The 17974-nt window shown below is 44.3% G+C and carries 15 protein-coding genes; 9 read left to right on the top strand and 6 right to left on the bottom strand.

The features are described from left to right. Nucleotides 1-4 precede the first annotated feature (4 nt). From pbpC to TOL2_RS13505, 4 genes are all read right to left on the bottom strand, one after another. Nucleotides 5-2335, bottom strand: a complete 2331-nt coding sequence (gene pbpC, locus TOL2_RS13490; protein WP_014957979.1) for a penicillin-binding protein 1C — start codon at nucleotides 2333-2335, stop codon at nucleotides 5-7. Between the two features lie 54 nt (nucleotides 2336-2389). Then, nucleotides 2390-2650: a type II toxin-antitoxin system RelB/DinJ family antitoxin gene (locus tag TOL2_RS13495; RefSeq protein ID WP_051012384.1), complete on the bottom strand. Its 261-nt coding sequence runs from the start codon at nucleotides 2648-2650 to the stop codon at nucleotides 2390-2392. A gap of 186 nt (nucleotides 2651-2836) precedes the next feature. Further along, the gene (locus TOL2_RS13500; protein WP_014957981.1) at nucleotides 2837-3298 is read right to left on the bottom strand and encodes a formylglycine-generating enzyme family protein; all 462 of its coding nucleotides are present in this window, start codon (nucleotides 3296-3298) and stop codon (nucleotides 2837-2839) included. Beyond that, entirely contained in the window at nucleotides 3291-4385 is a 1095-nt protein-coding gene (locus tag TOL2_RS13505) for a caspase family protein (protein WP_014957982.1), read from the bottom strand. The genes TOL2_RS13500 and TOL2_RS13505 overlap by 8 nt, the downstream gene beginning before the upstream one ends. Before the next feature lie 190 nt (nucleotides 4386-4575). Between TOL2_RS13505 and TOL2_RS13510 the strand changes: the two genes are divergently transcribed. Together TOL2_RS13510 and TOL2_RS13515 are read left to right on the top strand one after the other, a co-directional pair. Then, nucleotides 4576-4848: a type II toxin-antitoxin system RelE family toxin gene (locus tag TOL2_RS13510; protein WP_014957983.1), complete on the top strand. Its 273-nt coding sequence runs from the start codon at nucleotides 4576-4578 to the stop codon at nucleotides 4846-4848. Further along, nucleotides 4838-5137 (top strand): helix-turn-helix transcriptional regulator, encoded by a 300-nt coding sequence (locus TOL2_RS13515; RefSeq protein WP_014957984.1) that lies wholly within the window; start codon nucleotides 4838-4840, stop codon nucleotides 5135-5137. Before TOL2_RS13510 ends, TOL2_RS13515 begins: the two co-directional genes overlap by 11 nt. 280 nt (nucleotides 5138-5417) lie before the next feature. On the opposite strand, the gene TOL2_RS13520 is transcribed toward TOL2_RS13515, so the two are convergent. Both TOL2_RS13520 and TOL2_RS13525 read right to left on the bottom strand, forming a co-directional pair. Beyond that, complete coding sequence (locus tag TOL2_RS13520; RefSeq protein WP_014957985.1) at nucleotides 5418-10259, bottom strand: alpha-2-macroglobulin family protein; 4842 nt, start codon at nucleotides 10257-10259, stop codon at nucleotides 5418-5420. 79 nt (nucleotides 10260-10338) lie between these two features. Further along, nucleotides 10339-10929: a YkgJ family cysteine cluster protein gene (locus TOL2_RS13525; RefSeq protein WP_014957986.1), complete on the bottom strand. Its 591-nt coding sequence runs from the start codon at nucleotides 10927-10929 to the stop codon at nucleotides 10339-10341. A gap of 290 nt (nucleotides 10930-11219) precedes the next feature. Here TOL2_RS13525 and TOL2_RS13535 point away from each other — a divergent pair, with 290 nt between their 5' ends. The 7 genes from TOL2_RS13535 (at nucleotide 11220) to TOL2_RS13570 (ending at nucleotide 17928) form a co-directional block, all read left to right on the top strand. Continuing rightward, nucleotides 11220-11477, top strand: a complete 258-nt coding sequence (locus tag TOL2_RS13535; protein ID WP_014957987.1) for an AbrB/MazE/SpoVT family DNA-binding domain-containing protein — start codon at nucleotides 11220-11222, stop codon at nucleotides 11475-11477. Then, a complete protein-coding gene (locus TOL2_RS13540) occupies nucleotides 11477-11815 on the top strand; it encodes a type II toxin-antitoxin system PemK/MazF family toxin (protein WP_014957988.1) in 339 nt (112 codons plus the stop codon). The genes TOL2_RS13535 and TOL2_RS13540 overlap by 1 nt, the downstream gene beginning before the upstream one ends. 455 nt (nucleotides 11816-12270) lie before the next feature. Continuing rightward, complete coding sequence (locus TOL2_RS13550; protein WP_014957990.1) at nucleotides 12271-13227, top strand: DUF4384 domain-containing protein; 957 nt, start codon at nucleotides 12271-12273, stop codon at nucleotides 13225-13227. Between the two features lie 8 nt (nucleotides 13228-13235). Further along, nucleotides 13236-14576, top strand: a complete 1341-nt coding sequence (locus TOL2_RS13555; protein ID WP_014957991.1) for a caspase family protein — start codon at nucleotides 13236-13238, stop codon at nucleotides 14574-14576. Between the two features lie 49 nt (nucleotides 14577-14625). Beyond that, nucleotides 14626-15138, top strand: a complete 513-nt coding sequence (locus TOL2_RS13560; RefSeq protein WP_014957992.1) for a DUF4384 domain-containing protein — start codon at nucleotides 14626-14628, stop codon at nucleotides 15136-15138. Nucleotides 15139-15162: 24 nt separating this feature from the next. Continuing rightward, on the top strand, nucleotides 15163-17037 hold the full coding sequence (locus TOL2_RS13565) for a DUF3160 domain-containing protein (protein ID WP_014957993.1): 1875 nt from the start codon (nucleotides 15163-15165) through the stop codon (nucleotides 17035-17037). A 33-nt stretch (nucleotides 17038-17070) separates the two neighbouring features. Then, nucleotides 17071-17928, top strand: coding sequence for an OmpA family protein (locus TOL2_RS13570; protein ID WP_014957994.1), 858 nt, complete (start codon nucleotides 17071-17073; stop codon nucleotides 17926-17928). The last annotated feature ends 46 nt before the right edge of the window (nucleotides 17929-17974 follow it).

Below are 17974 nucleotides of genomic sequence, written 5' to 3' on the forward strand. Positions count from 1 at the left end.
TTGGCTAATCCATAGATATCACCTCAAAATCAATCACATCAAAGCTGCCTGCTTCATCTGCTACTGACAATTGATAGGTGCCGGGCAGCGGCATGGGCAAAACACCGGCGCTGCCGGGGTTGATAACAGCCACCAACTTTTTGTTTAAAAACCAGTAATATTTTCCCTGGCCACCCAACGCTGTTATGGGGATGGACGGAGGGGTAGCCTGACCCGGCGGGCGGGTTAAAATGCTGTTATTGAACACTGAGGTGATCTGTACGGGGTTGCCGGGGAAGCTTGCAAGATCAGGGCATTTTTGTGATGGCGGCGCAATCAGTTTGTTCCTTCGCCATGAAGGAGGCAACCAGGGTTCAGCACCTTGCGGCCACACCCCGATGCGAATTTTTTTGATTCCCCCGCATGACGGCTGTGCCCTGTTGCCGTTTTCATCAATCCAGAATGTTTTTAAAAGAGGGTCAAACCCCCTGGTTGCAGAATTTAAGGTTAAGGGTATCTGGTTGTCCAATATCCATGCATCATGCTGAACAAAGCAATTTGTTATTGTCCGGGTTTTCGCCGACCCCAACGGCCAGCAGATTTTTATCGGTTGAACACTTGACGGCGGTTTTTTGATAAAATCAGTGAGCGGCAGGCTTTCAAAAATCCTGCGAAGCAGAGGAATGGCTGTCACGGCACCATATTGTCCCGGACAAGGAGAGCCGTCCGGTCTTCCCACCCAGACACCGGCCACATAATCTCCCATGATGCCAAGGGCCCAGGCATCCCTGAACCCGTAACTTGTGCCGGTTTTCCAGGCCATGGGAATATGTCCTGACAACCGGTTGATGCCTTCAAATCCGGGCATGGGTTGCGCCAGGATTTTACTGATAATCCAGGCCGCACCCGGTGACATCAGGTATCGTTCCTGATCCGCATCTTGATCCGCATCTTGTTTTAACAGTTTTGGTTTTCCCGTAATGCCGTCCCTGGCAAGGCCGGTATACAGCGTCACCAATGATTCCAAGTTGGTGCCCGCCCCTCCCAGTATGATACTCAGGTTGGGTTTGCCGGACAGTTTTATCCGGGCACCGGCATTGATCAGGCGGTCGTAAAATTTTTGGGGGCCATACGCCTCCAGCACCTGGACAGCCGGAACATTTAATGACAATCTCAATGCCCTGGCCACGGTGACAGGCCCTGAAAACCCTTTGGAAAAATTGCCGGGTTCGTATTCTTTTTGAAACCGAGGGGTATCCAGCAGCAGGGAGTGGGAATGGATCAGGCCTTCATCCATGGCAAGGCCGTACAAAAACGGTTTCAAAGTTGAGCCCGGCGACCGTATGGCACGGACCATATCCACATGGCCCTTTCGCTTTGTGCTAAAAAAATCAGCCGACCCCACATAAGCCTGCACTTCAAGAGTTTTATAATTTACGACCAGGGCGGCTGCCGATTGTTCGTCTGAAAGTCCTGCAACATAGTCCCTGACAATATCTTCGGTTTGGATTTGAAGATCATAGTCCAGTGTGGTCGTTTTTTTTGATGACGGGTTGTCGGTGCCAAAATACAATCGTCGTGATGCCAGGGGGGCGGTCATGGGAGGGACAAAGCGCAGCGCAGCCACGGGTTCTTTTTTGGCCGCCCTTACCTGTTCGTTGGTCCACACCTTAAAAAACGCCATTCGATCCAGCACTTTATCCCTGGCTTTTCGCGCCCGTTCCGGATGCCGGTCAGGCCTGTAAAAACTGGGTGCCTGGGGTAATACAGCCAGAAGAGCGGCTTCTGCACAAGACAATTCCATGGCCTGTTTTCCAAGCCAGGAAAAGCATGCGGTCTGCACCCCTTCAATGTTGGAGCCAAACGGTGCCAAATTCAAATAAAGCGTCATTATCTGGTCTTTGGTCAGGTGAATTTCCAGCTGAAATGCCCGAAGCATTTGTAAAATTTTCCCGGCCAGGGTTCTTTGATTGGGATGCAGCAGTCTTGCCACCTGCATGGTCAAAGTAGAACCACCGGACACAATTTTACCGGCAGCTATATTTTGAAAACAGGCCCGGATAAAAGCGAATGGGTTTACACCTGGATGGCTGTAAAACCACCGGTCTTCATAGGTCAACAACGCCTGAAGGTACAAAGGGGATACGTCTGTCAGGTCTGTCGGATACCGCCATACCCCGTTTTTATCTGCAAATGCGCGAAGGGGTGTGCCGTCTTTTGCCGTAATCAAGGTTGAACAGGTCTTTGTTTTTAAATTCAGCGGATAGATCCTGTCCAGTCCAGACAGACAAACAATAACGACCGCACTTGCTAAGCAAACGGAGACAACGCAGTATTTAACGTGTCGGCTTTTCACTATCAGGTTTTTTCATATCTTTTTTAAACTGTTTTGTGACCTGTAATGTTGACATTAAATTCCCAGGTCATCGTATAAGTTGGAAGGACTTCTATATTCATCCAGATCCTTATCTTTCATAGCAGCAACAGAAACATCATTGAGTTTTTTCTCTGGTATCTTAACAGGAAAAGGAAGACCGTTTTGAAAGGTTATCTGTTTATAAAAAACACTAATTGCTTGAGATGGGGTTAAGCCCAAAGACGCCAATATGTTTTCAGCATTACTTTTCAATTCAGCATCCATTCGAACTGATATGGTCGTAGTTTTAGCCATTATATCCTCGCTATTATTTATTGTCTATTTGTTATACTTTGAGAACACAATGAATAGACAAATTAATAAAAAAATTTTAAGCGCCCAGCACGCATCCGGATCATGATGCCCCGACCCTTCCGCTGCTGCGCCTGCTCCAGGGTACGGGCCATCCTGACCGGATGCTTTGACCGCCCTGTCCTGTTTCTACTGCCGGACTTGGGGAAGACAGAGCCGAAAACCCAGGTCACCGTTGCGGTAATCAGCAGAATCCCCGAAACGGTTCGCCGCACGAACGCTCCCGCGGTCGTTGCACCAGCCACCGCCACGGCACACGCGGGAAACTCCACCGGAAGTCACCGCAGGATTATTGCGTCCGTGTTTTGAATAAGCCTTTTTATCATACACATCTTCGCACCATTCCCATACATTGCCGCTCATGTCAAAAATGCCAAGGCCATTGGAAGCTTTCGTACCCACTTTATGAGTTTTGTATCCGCTGTTGGCATCATACCATGCCACAGCATCTGCATCATTTCCACCGGCATAGGTCTGATCCTTTCCTCCGCTTCTGGCAGCATATTCCCACTGGGCTTCCGTGGGCAGCTTGAATGTATTGCCGGACTGTTGATTAAGCTTTGTAATAAACTTTTTGCTATCATCATACATAATCTTTAAGCCTTGCCATAAAATTGTATGTGCCCGGATCAAGATCCAATGGAGAAATACCTTTAAACCTGTTATCTACAAAGATATCCGCTCCTTCAGGATCGGATATAATGCTCAATTTCCCTTTGCTGCCGCCAATAACATCAGGTGTGGTAATTGTGGTGGTGCCCTGAGCAACAAAAATAAATTCCCCGCCCATGTCTCCGGTTCCTTTGATCGGATTACACAGAGGCGATTGATCGGAATTGTTGGTAATAATCGGGGCAATGTCCGTGTAGATCTCCCGGGTGGAAATATAGGGTTTTGTATTCTTTTCAAGTTTTTTGATCAATTGATACGCAAATACTGAATGCCCGGCGCTCCCGGAATCCGAAACCGGGGTTTTATTGCCCGAGGTCATGCCCCACCGGCTCTTTTCATTATATAAATTAAGATAATATTTATCATCTATCACAGTGGGCATGGCCCTGGCCCGGCCAAACAGGGTGCCGGAATAACATGAATCCGAAATCAACAGCACATGCTTTGATTTCATGCTTTTCATTACTTTTTGCACCAGGGTATTATCCAGGTATGTGACAGGATTTCCGCCTTTGGCATCCACCGGTATCCACCAGCCGTCATTCAACGTCCTGTCAATATCACCATGACCCGCATAATAAATAAGGACACTGTCTTCGGGTTCTGCCGTATGGGTGATTTTCCTTAAAGCAGTATAAATGGCTTCTTTGGTGGCTTTTTTATCCAGCAGCAGATCTGTTTTCCTGTTTATTTTAAACCCATACCGATTTTCCAGAACGTCTGCCATTGCCTTTGCATCGTTTAAAGGGGTTTTCAGATCATTAATTTCAGGATCCTCATAATTTTGGATACCGATGATCAGGGCCCGATAAACACCTATTTTTCCGCTCTTATGATTCAGGCTTGATGTGTTTCTGATAACAGACCGGTTGTCCTGACCGAAGCAGATGCCCTGGAAAGGGAATATGAATACGATAATTATTATGGAGAGTATGGAATAAAAACATTTCATCTTGTTTATCTTCATCCTTTTTTTAAAAGACATGCCCTGTTTTGCCGCCTTCATGCCGTTGCCCCTGACTATGATTTGTTTAGACGGACATGGGGCAATTATAGTCTCTTTTTATATCTAACAGGATGGGGTGTTTCAAGTAATATTTGACTTTTATAAAATCACGGCACAAATCTCGTTTAAGATGGTTCAGACATTGATGCTACTCTTGACCTCATATATCAAAACAACGTATAAATAAACTATGAATCAGGTAGTCATCGGCAAAAAGGCCCGAAAACAACTTAAAAAGCTCCCTTTACACATTGTGGCTAAACTTCAAAGATGGGCGGAAGACATTGAAGAATTTGGAATTAAAGAAATCAGGAAAATATCTGGTTATCATGATGAACCTTTGCATGGTGACAGGAAAAACCAGCGGTCAATCCGGTTGTCCAAAGCATACAGGGCTTTGTACATTGAATATAAAAACAGTATTATCATTGAAATAATAGAGGTAAACAAACATGAATACTGAAAAATACGGCACCAAAGAAATGGAAAGAGATTTCGGTCCGATTACTTTCGGACGCGCTCTTTGGTCCTATAGGAAATGTGAAGAGATTTCACAAAAAGATTTTGCATTGATAATAGGGATATCCACACAAGCTCTTTGTGATATCGAAAAAGGACGCCGCATTCCCTCTCCAAAAAGAGCCGCCAAAATTGCGAATCAGATAGGAGAACCGGAAAAATTGTGGATCAGGCTTGCGTTTCAGGACATGTTAAGAAAAGAACAGCTTGATTATACAGTTTCGGTTGCATAATTAATGCGGATTGCTCGTATTGTATTTTTTTATATAAAAATCTTAAAAAATTCATACAGAAACTTTCAATCTTTGCTGTGAGCAAACCAGGGTGAATTCTCCAAGCCTTCACCAGATTATAACCTTCAATTCCATACACGCAGTCGGTAATCAGGTCAGTTTACAAGTTTTCTCACATTCCGGCATTTTGGAAAATATTGCAGGGTACTGACAGCGTCGTAAATTTTGTTTTGAATCTCCCGGATAAGGAGAGTGCCTGGTTCTCGCATCATGGGACATATCACGGCCTGCTCACCTGCATCAGGGCCGGGCCACTGCCAATCCCCCGGATATACGGTTTATACATATCCTCTGCCAGGGGCGGCGGCACAAGATAATCACCAGGACTGACAATGCGTACCGGATAGAAAATCCTCAAATCATCCTGGGCAGGAATATTCAATGCCGCCACAAACCGGTCATCCCGGTACTCCGTATGACGGGTATCAAATGCATTATGCCACTGAACAACGGTTTTTGTATCGACCTGTATCTCATCAATGACCATGCTGCCGGCAAGGTTGGGATCTTCAAGTTCAAGACAGGCCGGAAGCAGATCAACAATCAAACCGTTTGGCATTCTTTTATCCGCCGTAAAGGCAAGCTCAACAAGCAACCTGTCTCCGGATTTAAATTGCCCGGATTTTACGGGCATTTCAATGGGTATGCCGGCGGGTGTCAGATATCTTCGAGAAATTTTTACACCATATGCCTCGGGTCTGGGTTTCTGGGCAGGATATCCGGCCAGGGTAACAGACAGATAAAGATCCGTCCCTGCCGTGTTAAGTACCTTGAATCCATCAGCGGATTGCCCGTCAACACTGACAAATTGTTTTTGACGATCATGCACAAGATCAACAATTTTATCACCAGCACTTATTCTTGCCTGCCAGAGTTCTGTGCTGTTTTTCACGGCAATGCTGCCGGCCAGTACAAGGGCATTTCGTTCCTGTGTACTGAGCCATTGACGGTCATAAAGTTCATCCTGGAGTCCGAAAAGAAAATGAGAAGCTTTTTCAAAAGAAGGATAAAAACTGGACACAAGATAACAGGCTGCGGCAAGATCCCTTATATCACTGCCGTAATCACCATAATATATATGATTTTCGCGCGGGTGTTCGCGGCTGTTGTTCAATGCTTTTTCCAAAGCACTTGCCCCAAGGGCATCATCCCCGCTCAGATAAAGGGCAAGTCCGGCATGAACAAACCCAAGTGTTCCTGTTAAATCATTTTTTGCCGCATTATATAAAGCCCTTGCATCCCCAAGAGAGATGCCCTGAACACGGGCCAGGACAAAGGCTGCATACACACGGGTTGCCGCCCTGTAATGCCGTTTGTCCGTATAGTTCATCGGCCTTATGGTTGAGGGTCGTTTCACATACTTCTTGAGCCGGTCCAATGCTTTGGCAAGGGCTGTGGGCGGCACTTTATATCCGGCCTGTTGTGCATGAAGTAAAAAATCAGTCACATATGCGGTCAGCCAATAGCTTTCAGGACTTTTTGCAGACCAGAGGCCAAATCCGCCAGTGGTTTTTTGTTTCTCCATTAACCGTTGAATCCCCAGGACAACCTTTTTGTTTGTTTGCTCAGAAGTCTGTCCGGTCAATCCCAACTCGGCAATATCAAACGCATTTAAAATAACATGAGGATAAATCCCGCTGGTGATCTGTTCAAGGCAGCCGTATGGATAGGCATTGAGCTGCTGAATGTGATCGGAAAGATTGATGGGTGGAAAAGCGCTGATTACAGCCTGAACGCCAATTGTTTCTTTGATCAGGCTGTTCATTTGGGAAGGCTTGATGTCAAATGTTTCACCCGGCTTTAAATGGGATCTGAACACTTTGGTGGTCGCGGGATATGCCGGTCGTGTATCAATAAACCAGGTTCGATTAAGAGTTTGTTTTTTTCCATCCACAACCAAACCGTTGATAAAAAGATTTATCTTTGAACGGCCCAGCTGCTGTTCTGAAAAAACCGGGAAAACAAAGGCGTTTTTTTGATTTGGATCAAGACTCACTTTGTGTGATGTTTGTCCAAGGGCTTTGACAGGGCCTTGCACATCAAGATTCATATCAAGTTGCTGGCGTGTCAGGGTAAGATTGTGAACATCGATCACCACCTGGCTTTTATCCCCCATGGATAAAAATCTGGGCATGGTAATCTGGGTGACCAGGGCCGACGCAACCGTCACCTCCTGTTCCAGTGATCCGTAATCCTGACCTGTATACGCTGTGGCCATCACCCGGATACTGCCGTTGAACTCGGGTATGAAAAGACTAAAGTGCGCCCTGCCCTTTTCATCCACCTTAACGGCATTCCTGGAAATGGATACGATCTGCACATCTGTGGCGGGTTTGTCACCGCCCCGGGTGAGCGCTGCCACATCACCGCCAAACCGTTGTGTTGCCCATGCACCCTTGTTGGCTTCTATCAATTTCTGGTAAACATCATGAATCTGCGCGCCATATTTGCGCTTCTGAAAAAAATAATCATGAGGAGAAGGGGTTTTAAACCCGGTAAGGTTTAAAATGCCAATGTCCACTGCGGCAAGTGTAACATACGCATTTTCGGGTATAGACCCGTTGGCACGACTTACATCAACAAAGACATCCATGGTTTGACTGGGTTCTATTTTTTTGGGGACATCCATTTTAAGGGACAGCTTTCGGCCGGTTCGATCCAATGGCAGATGAATCAGGCCGACAGACCGTTTGGGAAGCGTGCCGGTCCTGCTTTGCCCTTTTCGCACAATCAGGGCGGAGATGTACAGATCATGACGGTTCCAGGACGGATCAATTTTGATGTCAAACGCTTTGCCTTCAGCCGGTACTTTTATGGGCAGGGTCAGCAGATTGGTATCTGATTCAACAAACAGATACCCGGAACCTGCCTCAGGTGCTTTGACCATTACCTTTGCCGTGTCACCCGGACCATAATGGGGTTTATCAAGGGTCAAATCCACCCTGTCGGGCCGATTGCCCCCACCGGATGACGGCATGCCATCAGGTTGCCACCCTGCCCAAAAACTCAAACTGGAAACAAGACCTGTAGACGGGTCTTTAATTTCAAGCCGGTATCCGCCCCACTTAACAGGTACGCTTACTTTGGCAGCACCGTTTTCAGGAACATCCACATTAAACTTGTCCACAGTATAAAACTGACGGGTATAATGCCACTGCCAGTTGTCATGACTGTATTCCCAATAATATTCCCTGTTTTCTTTGATCACAACAGCCTTCAAACCCTTAGACTTGATTCTTTCTCCCTGCTTATTGACCACGATGATTTCAAACTGTGCCGTACTGTCGCTTTTTATTTGACCGTCTCTGGACAAGACCCTGATACCCACAAGCTCATCAGAAGGCCATATCTGCCAGGATTTGTTCCTGACCACAGGCCTTCCGCCGGAGTCATACACGCTTGCATTGGCTGTCAGCCATAATGGAGAGGCTGTATCTTCCCATTCATTTTCAATTGTAAGTTTGCCCATTCCATTTTTATCCAGAACAATGCTGTCTGTTTGATAGGAGTGTTTGAAATTATGCGTTGCATCGCCAAACTCATACCCGGGCCATTTTTCTTTAAACAATTTTCGGGCAGGCCTGATATGGATCATGGCATCGGCTCTGACACCGGCTGCGGGCGCACCATATAAAAAATCGCCTTTCAACTCAATCACGGGGGTGTCTGATATGCCAAGGATATCTGTCTGGTTTTTGGGATTTATAACCTGCAGTTTCATTCGTTCAGGAAGAAAATCAGCCACAATAAAGCTGTATTCTTTGAGGCTGACAGCCGCCATTTTAAAGGTGATTCGCCATTTGCCAGTAACGGCATCAGCAGGCAGATGATATTCATAATGGTAATGATTGAGATGACTTGCGTTCCATTGGAATTCGTAAACCACCCGCCCGTCCGGTTGAATCACGTTTGCCGTGACGGCCTTCGCTGGTGTCATTTTCCCATCCTGATTTCTTAACAGGGCGTCAATGACAAGGGTTTCACCAGGCCGGTAAAGATCTCTGGGGCCATAAACAAACAAATCAATGGGCCTGAAAGGCTCGATGGCGGTTCTGAATTCGCTCAGATCAAGGGCGGGCATATCCATTGGAAGAAAACTGACACTTTTCCCTGACCGGGCAAGAATATAATTCAGATGTTCGGTTGCCCCATTGATGCTGGCAATCCCATTTTTATCGGTATCAACAGTAAACCGCTTTTTGCCTTTTTTATCATACCCCTCTACGGTTACATTCTTTAATGGTTTTGCAGTCTCAAGGCTCTGGACATGAAACTGCAAACGATTTTTGTATTTTTTAACATAAAGACCAAGATCACTGATGGTAAACCAGGTGCTGCTGAAGCTGTAATTATAATGGCCTGCTCCTTTTAAAACGGCAAAGTAAATACCGGGAACACCAAGTTCTTTGATATGAGTAATGGGCAGGTTGACCTGGGTTCTCAAATCCTTGTTGACCTTTAAATCCCATCGGCCCGAATAGACAAGATCTGCATAGGTATGCAATCTTTTATTGTTGTAATAGGCCATTGTATCATTATTTGCAAACCGCTGGCTGAATTCATCCAGAAAACCCGGCTTTACCCTGAAAAAATCAATGTCCGCCTTATCAATATTTAATGCATTCACCGGCAGGCCGCGGTTCAGTTTTGATGCCAGGATAAATCCTTTGCTCCCGAAACTGATCATAGGTTGAACCTCTCGGGTTTTTATCGAGTATTTTTGTGCTGTTTCCAGTGTTTGCCCGGCAACTGATTTCAACCCTTTGTGGATTTTTATGACGTAATCTGTATCTGGTTCGATATTACTGAAATAAACCACATGGAGATCTTTGGATAAAACCCATGATCCTTCCACTGCATGGTCGTCTTTTGCAAACAAGGAAAAATAAGACTCCAAATTCTGTCTGGGGTCAAGGAGATCGGAAAAGGTGACAGCCAGGGCATTGACCCCGTCAACCGTCTGCTGCCCTGCAAATCTGGCAACAAATTTATTATCCGCATGGACAATAACGGTAAAAAAAAGAGCAATCAAACAAACCAAGAGCCATTTTAAATTTTTCATTAAGCCACCTGTTCCGTTAAATTTTTATTATAAAAGTTTGATATTATAAGTCAAAAATAAAATTTCCAATATTATCAAATTAAGCGGTTACCCCTTGGTCCATCATTCTATTAATGGCAATTTTATGAGCTTTTCCAAATTCCATGATCTCTTCAGGCTTAAACTCCCCTTTTTCATAAGTGTCCAGAAAAGCCGGGGTGGAGAGCATGTAAAGAATATAGGACAAATGGCCCGAATATCCGTTAAAGTCAAGTTGTTGTAATTGCTTTATGGATTGATCCGCCGCTTCCATGACCCGGCGGTTCACCATGGGTGGATTTCGCAAGGTGCAGACATGAGTGGAATAGATCCTGCGGCAGGAAAACGGCCTGACATCATAAATCATGCAGGCATTGTTCTTCATTAAAAACGGACATGGAGCCACGACATTGTTTTCCCTTTTTTTGATCTCCTGCTGAAAAAGCTTTGTCAAAGTTTTCTGCCGGGACCTTGCAAACCCCTGCATGGCCTTTCTGATGACCAGACCTTCAAGGGTGGTAATCTCTATTTTTCCGGCTTCTTTGCAACAAAATCCGCACCCCTTTTCGCAGGCCGTATCATCTTTATACTCACGGGTTTTTGCCTCAAATGTCTGGTATATATCGTTTAACGCTTGTGTTTTTTCTTTCATCTTATGTGTATGTTCACCTTTATGATTTTATTATTTAATGGATGTTCAATCTTTGAATTTAGCAAAAAAACGCCCTATAATCCACTGTTTCTTCATTGATTTACAAAGCCCGTATTTATTTTCCTTACTTGATTTCCAAATGTTTTTTTTAAGCGCCCGGCACATATCCGGACCATCAAGAAAGTATCCACTTGTTCTATACCAGATCAGGTATAGTATAAACATTGTTGACACATAAAGGTTTGGTTGCTAAATTAAGTATAAACAATGTTTCAACAAAGGATAATCTTATGGAAATGATAATAAAAAAATGGGGCAACAGTCTCGCTGCCAGAATACCCAAGGCTATTGCTGATATGATTGGTTTACATCTAAATCAAAAAATCAATATAAAAGCTGAAAACGGCAAAATCATTATCACTCCGATTACAGAAAAAAAAGAATATACAATGGACGAACTCCTCAGCCAATGCACCGCGAAAAATCTCGAGCTTACTGATGAAGACAAGGCCTGGCTGAATGACGAACCAGTTGGAAGAGAATGGTAATGACAAAAAGATTCATCCCGAAACGTGGTGATATTGTATGGACAGATTTTAATCCTGCTGCTGGTCATGAACAGATGAGGAAAAGACCGGCTATTGTTCTTTCACCTTCAGGATTTAACAAAAAAATTTTATTAGCCTTAGTCGCCCCCATAACAAGCCGAGTTAGAGGGCATGGATTTGAGGTTTCTTTAGCGGGTAAGAAAATAAGTGGTGTTGTACTTTGCCATCAAGTTAAAACCATTGATTTTGTTGAAAGAGGACTTCAATTCGCGGAAAAAGCACCAGCAAATGTGATAAGTGAGGTTTTAGCTAAAGTGAAAGCCATTGTAAGCGAATAACATCTTTATTTTCTTTTAAAATCAAACTGATTTAACAAGCCGGATTTTATTAGGAACCAGAAACATTCATATTATTTATCCTAATACTTTGCAGTTACTGTATGGGATTCATATCCTTTCATCCGGACACAGATCCTTTGAATTGCTGCCCATTTTATAACACCCCTTGGGCACCCAGACAAATATCCGTTATAATCAAAAAAAAGGTTGAAAAAAACAATATTTTCAAAATGTGTCCGTCTAATATTTTTTAATGGTGACAAACAAAAAAAGTTGTAAAATCCAGACTAAATTGCAACTCTTGATTCTGTTTCATTTTATACTAAAAAAAAAGGAAGAAATCAGATGACAAAAAACATTTTCAGATAATACAAATTACAGGTCAACAAAAACACATTTAAACTGTTTCTGAAATAATGCAGAAACAATAAAACAATATACAAGGAGTAATGATTATGCGTTGTTATGTTCAAAATAAAATTAGATTAGGGCTTGCTGTTCTTATGGCGGCAGCAATTACATGGGCAAATGTTTCCATATCGGAAGCCATCAGTATTCGCAGCAATAACAGCTCTAACGACGATCTTTCGGTTGGGTTCGAACCGATCAAATCAGCATTCAAAGTTGGTGAACCCATTAAATTCAAAATCACCGTGAATAAAAAAGCATACCTCTATCTATTCAGTATTAACAAAGAAAACAACAAGGGAGTAATCATCCTGCCCAACAAGCTTCAAGAGTACAACATTTACAGACCCGGGAAAGAATATATTGTGCCGGAAAAAGAAATATCTTTTGTCGGTGACAGGCCGGGTACTGAAGAAATCATCATGCTGGCCAGCACCAAAAAACTGAATTTAAAAAAGGACTCTTATAAATCGGTTGGAAGTTTTTTTACCACCACGGCGGATACCATGAGTAAAGATATCAAAGCGCTGCATATCCGCAAACCCGCTAAAAAAAAGGAACAAGTGGTCCGGGAACTGACGTTGGTAATCAAAGACAACGGATGGTCGTCCGCCGGGAGGCAGATCCCACCGCCAATGATTGATGATAATCCGGTCTGTGTTTTTATTTCCAGTGACAGAACCCATTATACAATCGGCGATACAATGAAAATCACCTACGGCGCAGACAACAAAGGATTTGTATATCTGTACAGCATTGAGCCGGACAAAAAAACTGTCTTTCTGAAAAGAACAAAAGTGACCGGAAAGAACTTTTATCAGGAAAAAGGCAAGGTTACACACCCTCAAGGCCGTCATCAGCTTGTGGCTGTTTTCAGCGCCAATGGCGACTTGAATAAAGATCAAATCCCGGGTAACCATACGGTCAATAAAACCAAAGGATTCGCATTGATGGACAAAACCCGGCCGCCAATGGCTGTTTACCATGTAAACGTCCGGGAATAGGAGGAAATATGAAACAAATCCTGTATACTCTTATCGGAACCCTGTTAATTCTGCCGGTCTGGTTTTCACCAGCTTTGGCTGAAAATCGGGCACTTCTCATCGGTGTGGGCCAATATGCTGTTTCAGATGCCAATTTACCCGGCATTGAAAAAGATCTGAAAAATATGTACGAGGTTGCACAGGCAATGGGGTTTTCAAAAAATCAGATCCGTATTCTTGCAGATGAAGATGCCACATTACAGGGTATTAAAGGGGCAATTGAAGACTGGTTGATTAAAGGTCTGAAATCCAATGACAAAGGCCTTTTTTATATGAGCAGCCATGGTTCTTCAATCAAGGATGAGAATGGCGATGAAAAAGATAACCAGGATGAAGTGCTGCTGCCACATGATACCCAGGTTCAAAACAATACATTAGTCAATACGCTCGTTGACGATCAGTTAGGCAGATTGCTGGATAAAATACAATCCAATAATCTATATGTAATGATTGACGCCTGCCATAGCGGTACTGCAACCAAAGCCATATCACTTTTCAATGGGCAGAAAGAAAAATTTTTTTACTACCCCGGCATGCCCGTCCATTCCAAGGGCAGTTATAGTATTGAGGCCGCAGATCAGGGGAACTATGCTGCATTGAATGCTGCCCAGGACAACGAATCCGCCCTGGCGACTTCCAAGGGCAGTCTTTTTACCCTGGGCGTTCTTTCTGCTGTAAATTCCGCCCGGAATAATAATCGCTCCTTGAACCTGAGACAACTAAAGGAGGATGTGTCCGAATTCATTCAAAACAATACAAGTCCGGACAAGGTTCACCAACCCAACCTGGTTGGAAATGAATCGCTTATGGGGAAAAATATTTTAGTCAATCATGAATCTCAAAGGGTCTCCAGTCTGTGGCGAAAGTTGGAATACCTGATAAATAATGCGGATTACCCAGTACAACTTTCCGTCAACTCAACCCAAAACAAAATTGGAGACTGTCTCGTCTTTAAGTGTGATGTAAAACATGGCGGATACCTCAACATCATTGAAGTTGGCGAAAAAGATACCCAGCCCACTGTGCTTTTCCCCAACAAGTATCATCCGGATAATAAAATTTTCAGTGATACAACCGTCACTATTCCATCCAGAGAATTCGGTGGTTTCAAGCTTACAGCCCAACAGACAGGCAAAAGTCTTTTGGTGGCAATTCTCACAGAAGAAGAAATCAATGCACATAAGGAAGGAGATGGTGGAAAAGAATTTTTTAAAAAAATGTCGAAACGCACTCTGGAGAAAGCATCCTATGCTGTTGAAAAAAGCAGCGGCCTGGGTGCAGGATCTGTTGTTACACAGGTTTTTAATTAATTGAGAATTAATAATTGAGAATTATGGATAAAGATATGGAGAATATATAATGAAAACTAAATGTTTATTTTTGTTGTCAGTGCTTGCGGTGTTGATTGCATTCAGTGGCTGCAAAGAGTATGTTCATGTCGGCCGGAACTGGGATGCCCTGCACAAAATAAAAGCACCTGAAGACTCCTTTCAAGTAAAGGTGACAGGCACTGAAAAAGCCGGTCTGGGTGACAGTCTGAACTTCAATATAACATCTGCCCAATCCGGGCGGCTGTGGGTGGTGCAAGTTGATCCTGCCGACACTCTAAACGTATTGTTCCCCAATGATGCACAAAAAGAAAACGCCATCACAGCCGATACACCATTAACCATACCTCCCAAAGGTGCTGATTGGGAGATTGCTGCGGGTGAACCTGTCGGTGAGAGTCTTGTGGCCTTTATTGTTACAACGGGTGATACGGATTTAAGTGATGTATTGAACCGGGATAAAAGTATGTCCAAGGCCATCCGTATTGTTGCCGCCTCACCCTCCTGGGGAATGACCAGACGAATAATTGATATTCAAAAATAATTTTCACATCAAAGGAGTCAAATTATGATCAAAATACCCAGCAGGGAATACAAAATTGTCTTTTTATTATTGTTCCTGGCATGGCTGATGATACCATTTGCTGCCATTGCCAAGGACACCCCCCCCCATGGTATGTTTGCATTATACGAACAAAACAGACAGCAAGGTATTCCAAATTACATTACTGAAGATTTTATGCTCTTAAGCCATGGAATGGTTATCAATGAAACCGTTACCATGCTGGAAGAGACCTTATTACTGCCGGAATTTAAAAATTTAATTGATGAACTGACCACAAAAATTATCGGCAATAAAGAAAAAATTTCCTCTGTGGACAAGGCAAATCTTGACTATCTCGCCGTTTTAACCTGCCTTATCACCGGAGCGGAACAACCGGATAAAAAGGCTGTAGTGAATCAGAAAGCAGTTATTGCAGAATTAAAAAAAGTCCGTGCTGCCAAAGGAATTGACACCTCAACCTTGATGCAGCAGCAGATCGACTACAGCCAGTTTATCGTGCGCGGCAAGTACACCCGCAACAAAAAACTCGGGCAGTATTTTCAGGCCATGCGCTATGCCGGTACGGTATTGTTTCCAATTCTTGAAAGCAAAGCCACCGGCATTTCCACCAAACAGGCAGACACACTCTCCCAGCAGGCAATGGCGCTTGCCGCCCACGTTCATGGCAGCAAAAAACTTGCCGACCGTTATGAGTACATCCAGAAACTATTGGCTTCAATTTTTGGTCCGGCTGATGACCTGATCCTTACCGATTATGTCAAGATATTAAAAAAGCTTCCCCATGCCCAGATATCCCAACTACGCCAGGCTCTTTTCAACCTGGCGGAAAAAAATAACCGGAAACCCGCCATTATATCCGGTGCAGTGGATATTAAAAAGCTGGAAAAAGGACAAACCCCAAGTGATGTCATGACCGGATTTCGATTTATGCCCCTGCGCTTTACACCGGACAGTGCTGCCATGCAGCAGCTGGTTTTTAACAATGTAACGCGTTACCAGGGCAAAAAAACTCCCTTTTCCCGTTCCCTGATTGACGGCAACTGGGTCAAGGGGTTTCCCATGGGAATTGAGTTGATGGCTATTTTAGGCTCCAAAGATGCACAAACACGCCTGAATAAAAACGACGAATGCAATTACATGGGGTATGCTGCTGCAAAAAAGAAAGCCGGTATCCTCCTGCGGACATCATCCGGCCTGAATTCAAATCATATGCAACTCATGCGTTACTGGCTAAACACAACAGATATTCCAGAAGAAGCCATTAACCTTTCCAGGCGGCTGAACACTTGTCTTGGATTCTGGACCTATACCCGATATATCAGCACACTCTATGCCAAACAATCCTACACTACCGTGGCCAAGTCATTCAGCGCTTCGCCCCCCCGGAACCAGGCCTGGCTCTCTGGGGCACCGGAACTCTATGCGCATCTGCAACTTCAAGCCGTAATGCTGAATCAAATGCTTCCTGCCGAGGTGAATCATCCCATGAAAGAACGGCTGAAAGATTATATAGATGTGTTGGAAACCTGCCGTTCCATTGCCTTTAAAGAGTTGGGAAAGAGTGAATTAAATGCCGATGAGATCCGTTTTCTCAACCAGCTGGATACCCGTTTGGCTTACGTTGTGGTCAACCAGGATGCCCCCATTGTTACCGATGTTCACACCGAGCCCAACAGCGGCATGGTATTACAAGAGGGCCTGGGATATCCCAAAATCATTATGTATCCGCTGGAAAAGGTTCAAGCACGGGGCGCCCTGTTCAATTATTATGAATTTAAACACCCCATCAATGACAGGTTGACCGATGACAAATGGCAAAAAATGCTGGCAGATCCCAAGGCCATGGAAAAACTGGCGCTGTCACCCGGCAGCAGCTGAAAAACCGGCAGCAGCTAAAAAAAAGGAGGAACCATGCATAAATATTTTTTCTATTGTATAGCAGCAGCCATTATTTTTTCTATTGATATTTTTGGAGGGACGGTCTTTGCCCATGATTGTGAAAAAGCAAATATCCTTTACCATCAGGCAATGTCAACGGCCCAGGGCAAGGAACGCCTTGATCTGCTCAACAATTCCCTGGCAGCCTTCCCCACCTTTGCCGGATTTTATGAGTCCGGCCGTACCCTGGTTGCTATGGGTCGCCTTACCCGGGCGGAAAAAGCATATAATGAGGCAAAGACCCTGGCCGGGGATGATATATCCCAGGCCAAAGTCTATGTCAGTTTGGGAACGGTTTATGAAAAACTGGACCGCCTGGAAGATGCCTATACCTGCTATAAACTGTCCAAGGGCTATCATCAATTCCCAAAAGTGGTAAAAAAAATAATGGCCATGGATGAGGTTCGAAGCAAAGAGGGGGTTCTTTCCAAATCAATTGTTAACCGGCTCACAACGGTTTCCAAAGCCTATGGAGTTGAGCCTGCCATTGATCTTTATGTTCACTTTGAATTAAACAGTGACCAACTCAAGGAAAAAGGCCTTGTCCAGGTAAAAGAACTGGGCAAAGCCATGCGGAATCCGGTTTTTTTAAAACATCATTTTGTCATTATCGGACACACGGACAGCCAGGGAGATCAAGAGGATAATTTAAGATTGTCAAAAAGAAGAGCAAAAACAGTCAAATCCTGGCTGAAAAAAAATTACGGTTTGCCTGACCATCGCATCACAACCAAAGGCCGGGGAGAAGAAGAGCTTTTGTATGTGCAAAATAGTGAACAGGCACATGCTTTGAACCGGCGGGTGGAAGTGCGGTTGAGAATTGAGAATTGAGAATTGAGAATTGAGAATTGTGGAGGGAGGAGGGTTAGAGAGGTGT

The organism is Desulfobacula toluolica Tol2 (assembly GCF_000307105.1).
Taxonomy (GTDB): domain Bacteria; phylum Desulfobacterota; class Desulfobacteria; order Desulfobacterales; family Desulfobacteraceae; genus Desulfobacula; species Desulfobacula toluolica.

Excerpts from the sequence above, each read along its gene's own strand:
- TOL2_RS13495 (WP_051012384.1), bottom strand. The coding sequence starts at position 2,650 with ATGGCTAAAACTACGACCATATCAGTTCGAATGGATGCTGAATTGAAA.
- TOL2_RS13500 (WP_014957981.1), bottom strand. The coding sequence starts at position 3,298 with ATGTATGATGATAGCAAAAAGTTTATTACAAAGCTTAATCAACAGTCC.
- TOL2_RS13505 (WP_014957982.1), bottom strand. The coding sequence starts at position 4,385 with ATGAAGGCGGCAAAACAGGGCATGTCTTTTAAAAAAAGGATGAAGATA.
- TOL2_RS13510 (WP_014957983.1), top strand. The coding sequence starts at position 4,576 with ATGAATCAGGTAGTCATCGGCAAAAAGGCCCGAAAACAACTTAAAAAG.
- TOL2_RS13515 (WP_014957984.1), top strand. The coding sequence starts at position 4,838 with ATGAATACTGAAAAATACGGCACCAAAGAAATGGAAAGAGATTTCGGT.
- TOL2_RS13520 (WP_014957985.1), bottom strand. The coding sequence starts at position 10,259 with ATGAAAAATTTAAAATGGCTCTTGGTTTGTTTGATTGCTCTTTTTTTT.
- TOL2_RS13525 (WP_014957986.1), bottom strand. The coding sequence starts at position 10,929 with ATGAAAGAAAAAACACAAGCGTTAAACGATATATACCAGACATTTGAG.
- TOL2_RS13535 (WP_014957987.1), top strand. The coding sequence starts at position 11,220 with ATGGAAATGATAATAAAAAAATGGGGCAACAGTCTCGCTGCCAGAATA.
- TOL2_RS13540 (WP_014957988.1), top strand. The coding sequence starts at position 11,477 with ATGACAAAAAGATTCATCCCGAAACGTGGTGATATTGTATGGACAGAT.
- TOL2_RS13550 (WP_014957990.1), top strand. The coding sequence starts at position 12,271 with ATGCGTTGTTATGTTCAAAATAAAATTAGATTAGGGCTTGCTGTTCTT.
- TOL2_RS13555 (WP_014957991.1), top strand. The coding sequence starts at position 13,236 with ATGAAACAAATCCTGTATACTCTTATCGGAACCCTGTTAATTCTGCCG.
- TOL2_RS13560 (WP_014957992.1), top strand. The coding sequence starts at position 14,626 with ATGAAAACTAAATGTTTATTTTTGTTGTCAGTGCTTGCGGTGTTGATT.
- TOL2_RS13565 (WP_014957993.1), top strand. The coding sequence starts at position 15,163 with ATGATCAAAATACCCAGCAGGGAATACAAAATTGTCTTTTTATTATTG.
- TOL2_RS13570 (WP_014957994.1), top strand. The coding sequence starts at position 17,071 with ATGCATAAATATTTTTTCTATTGTATAGCAGCAGCCATTATTTTTTCT.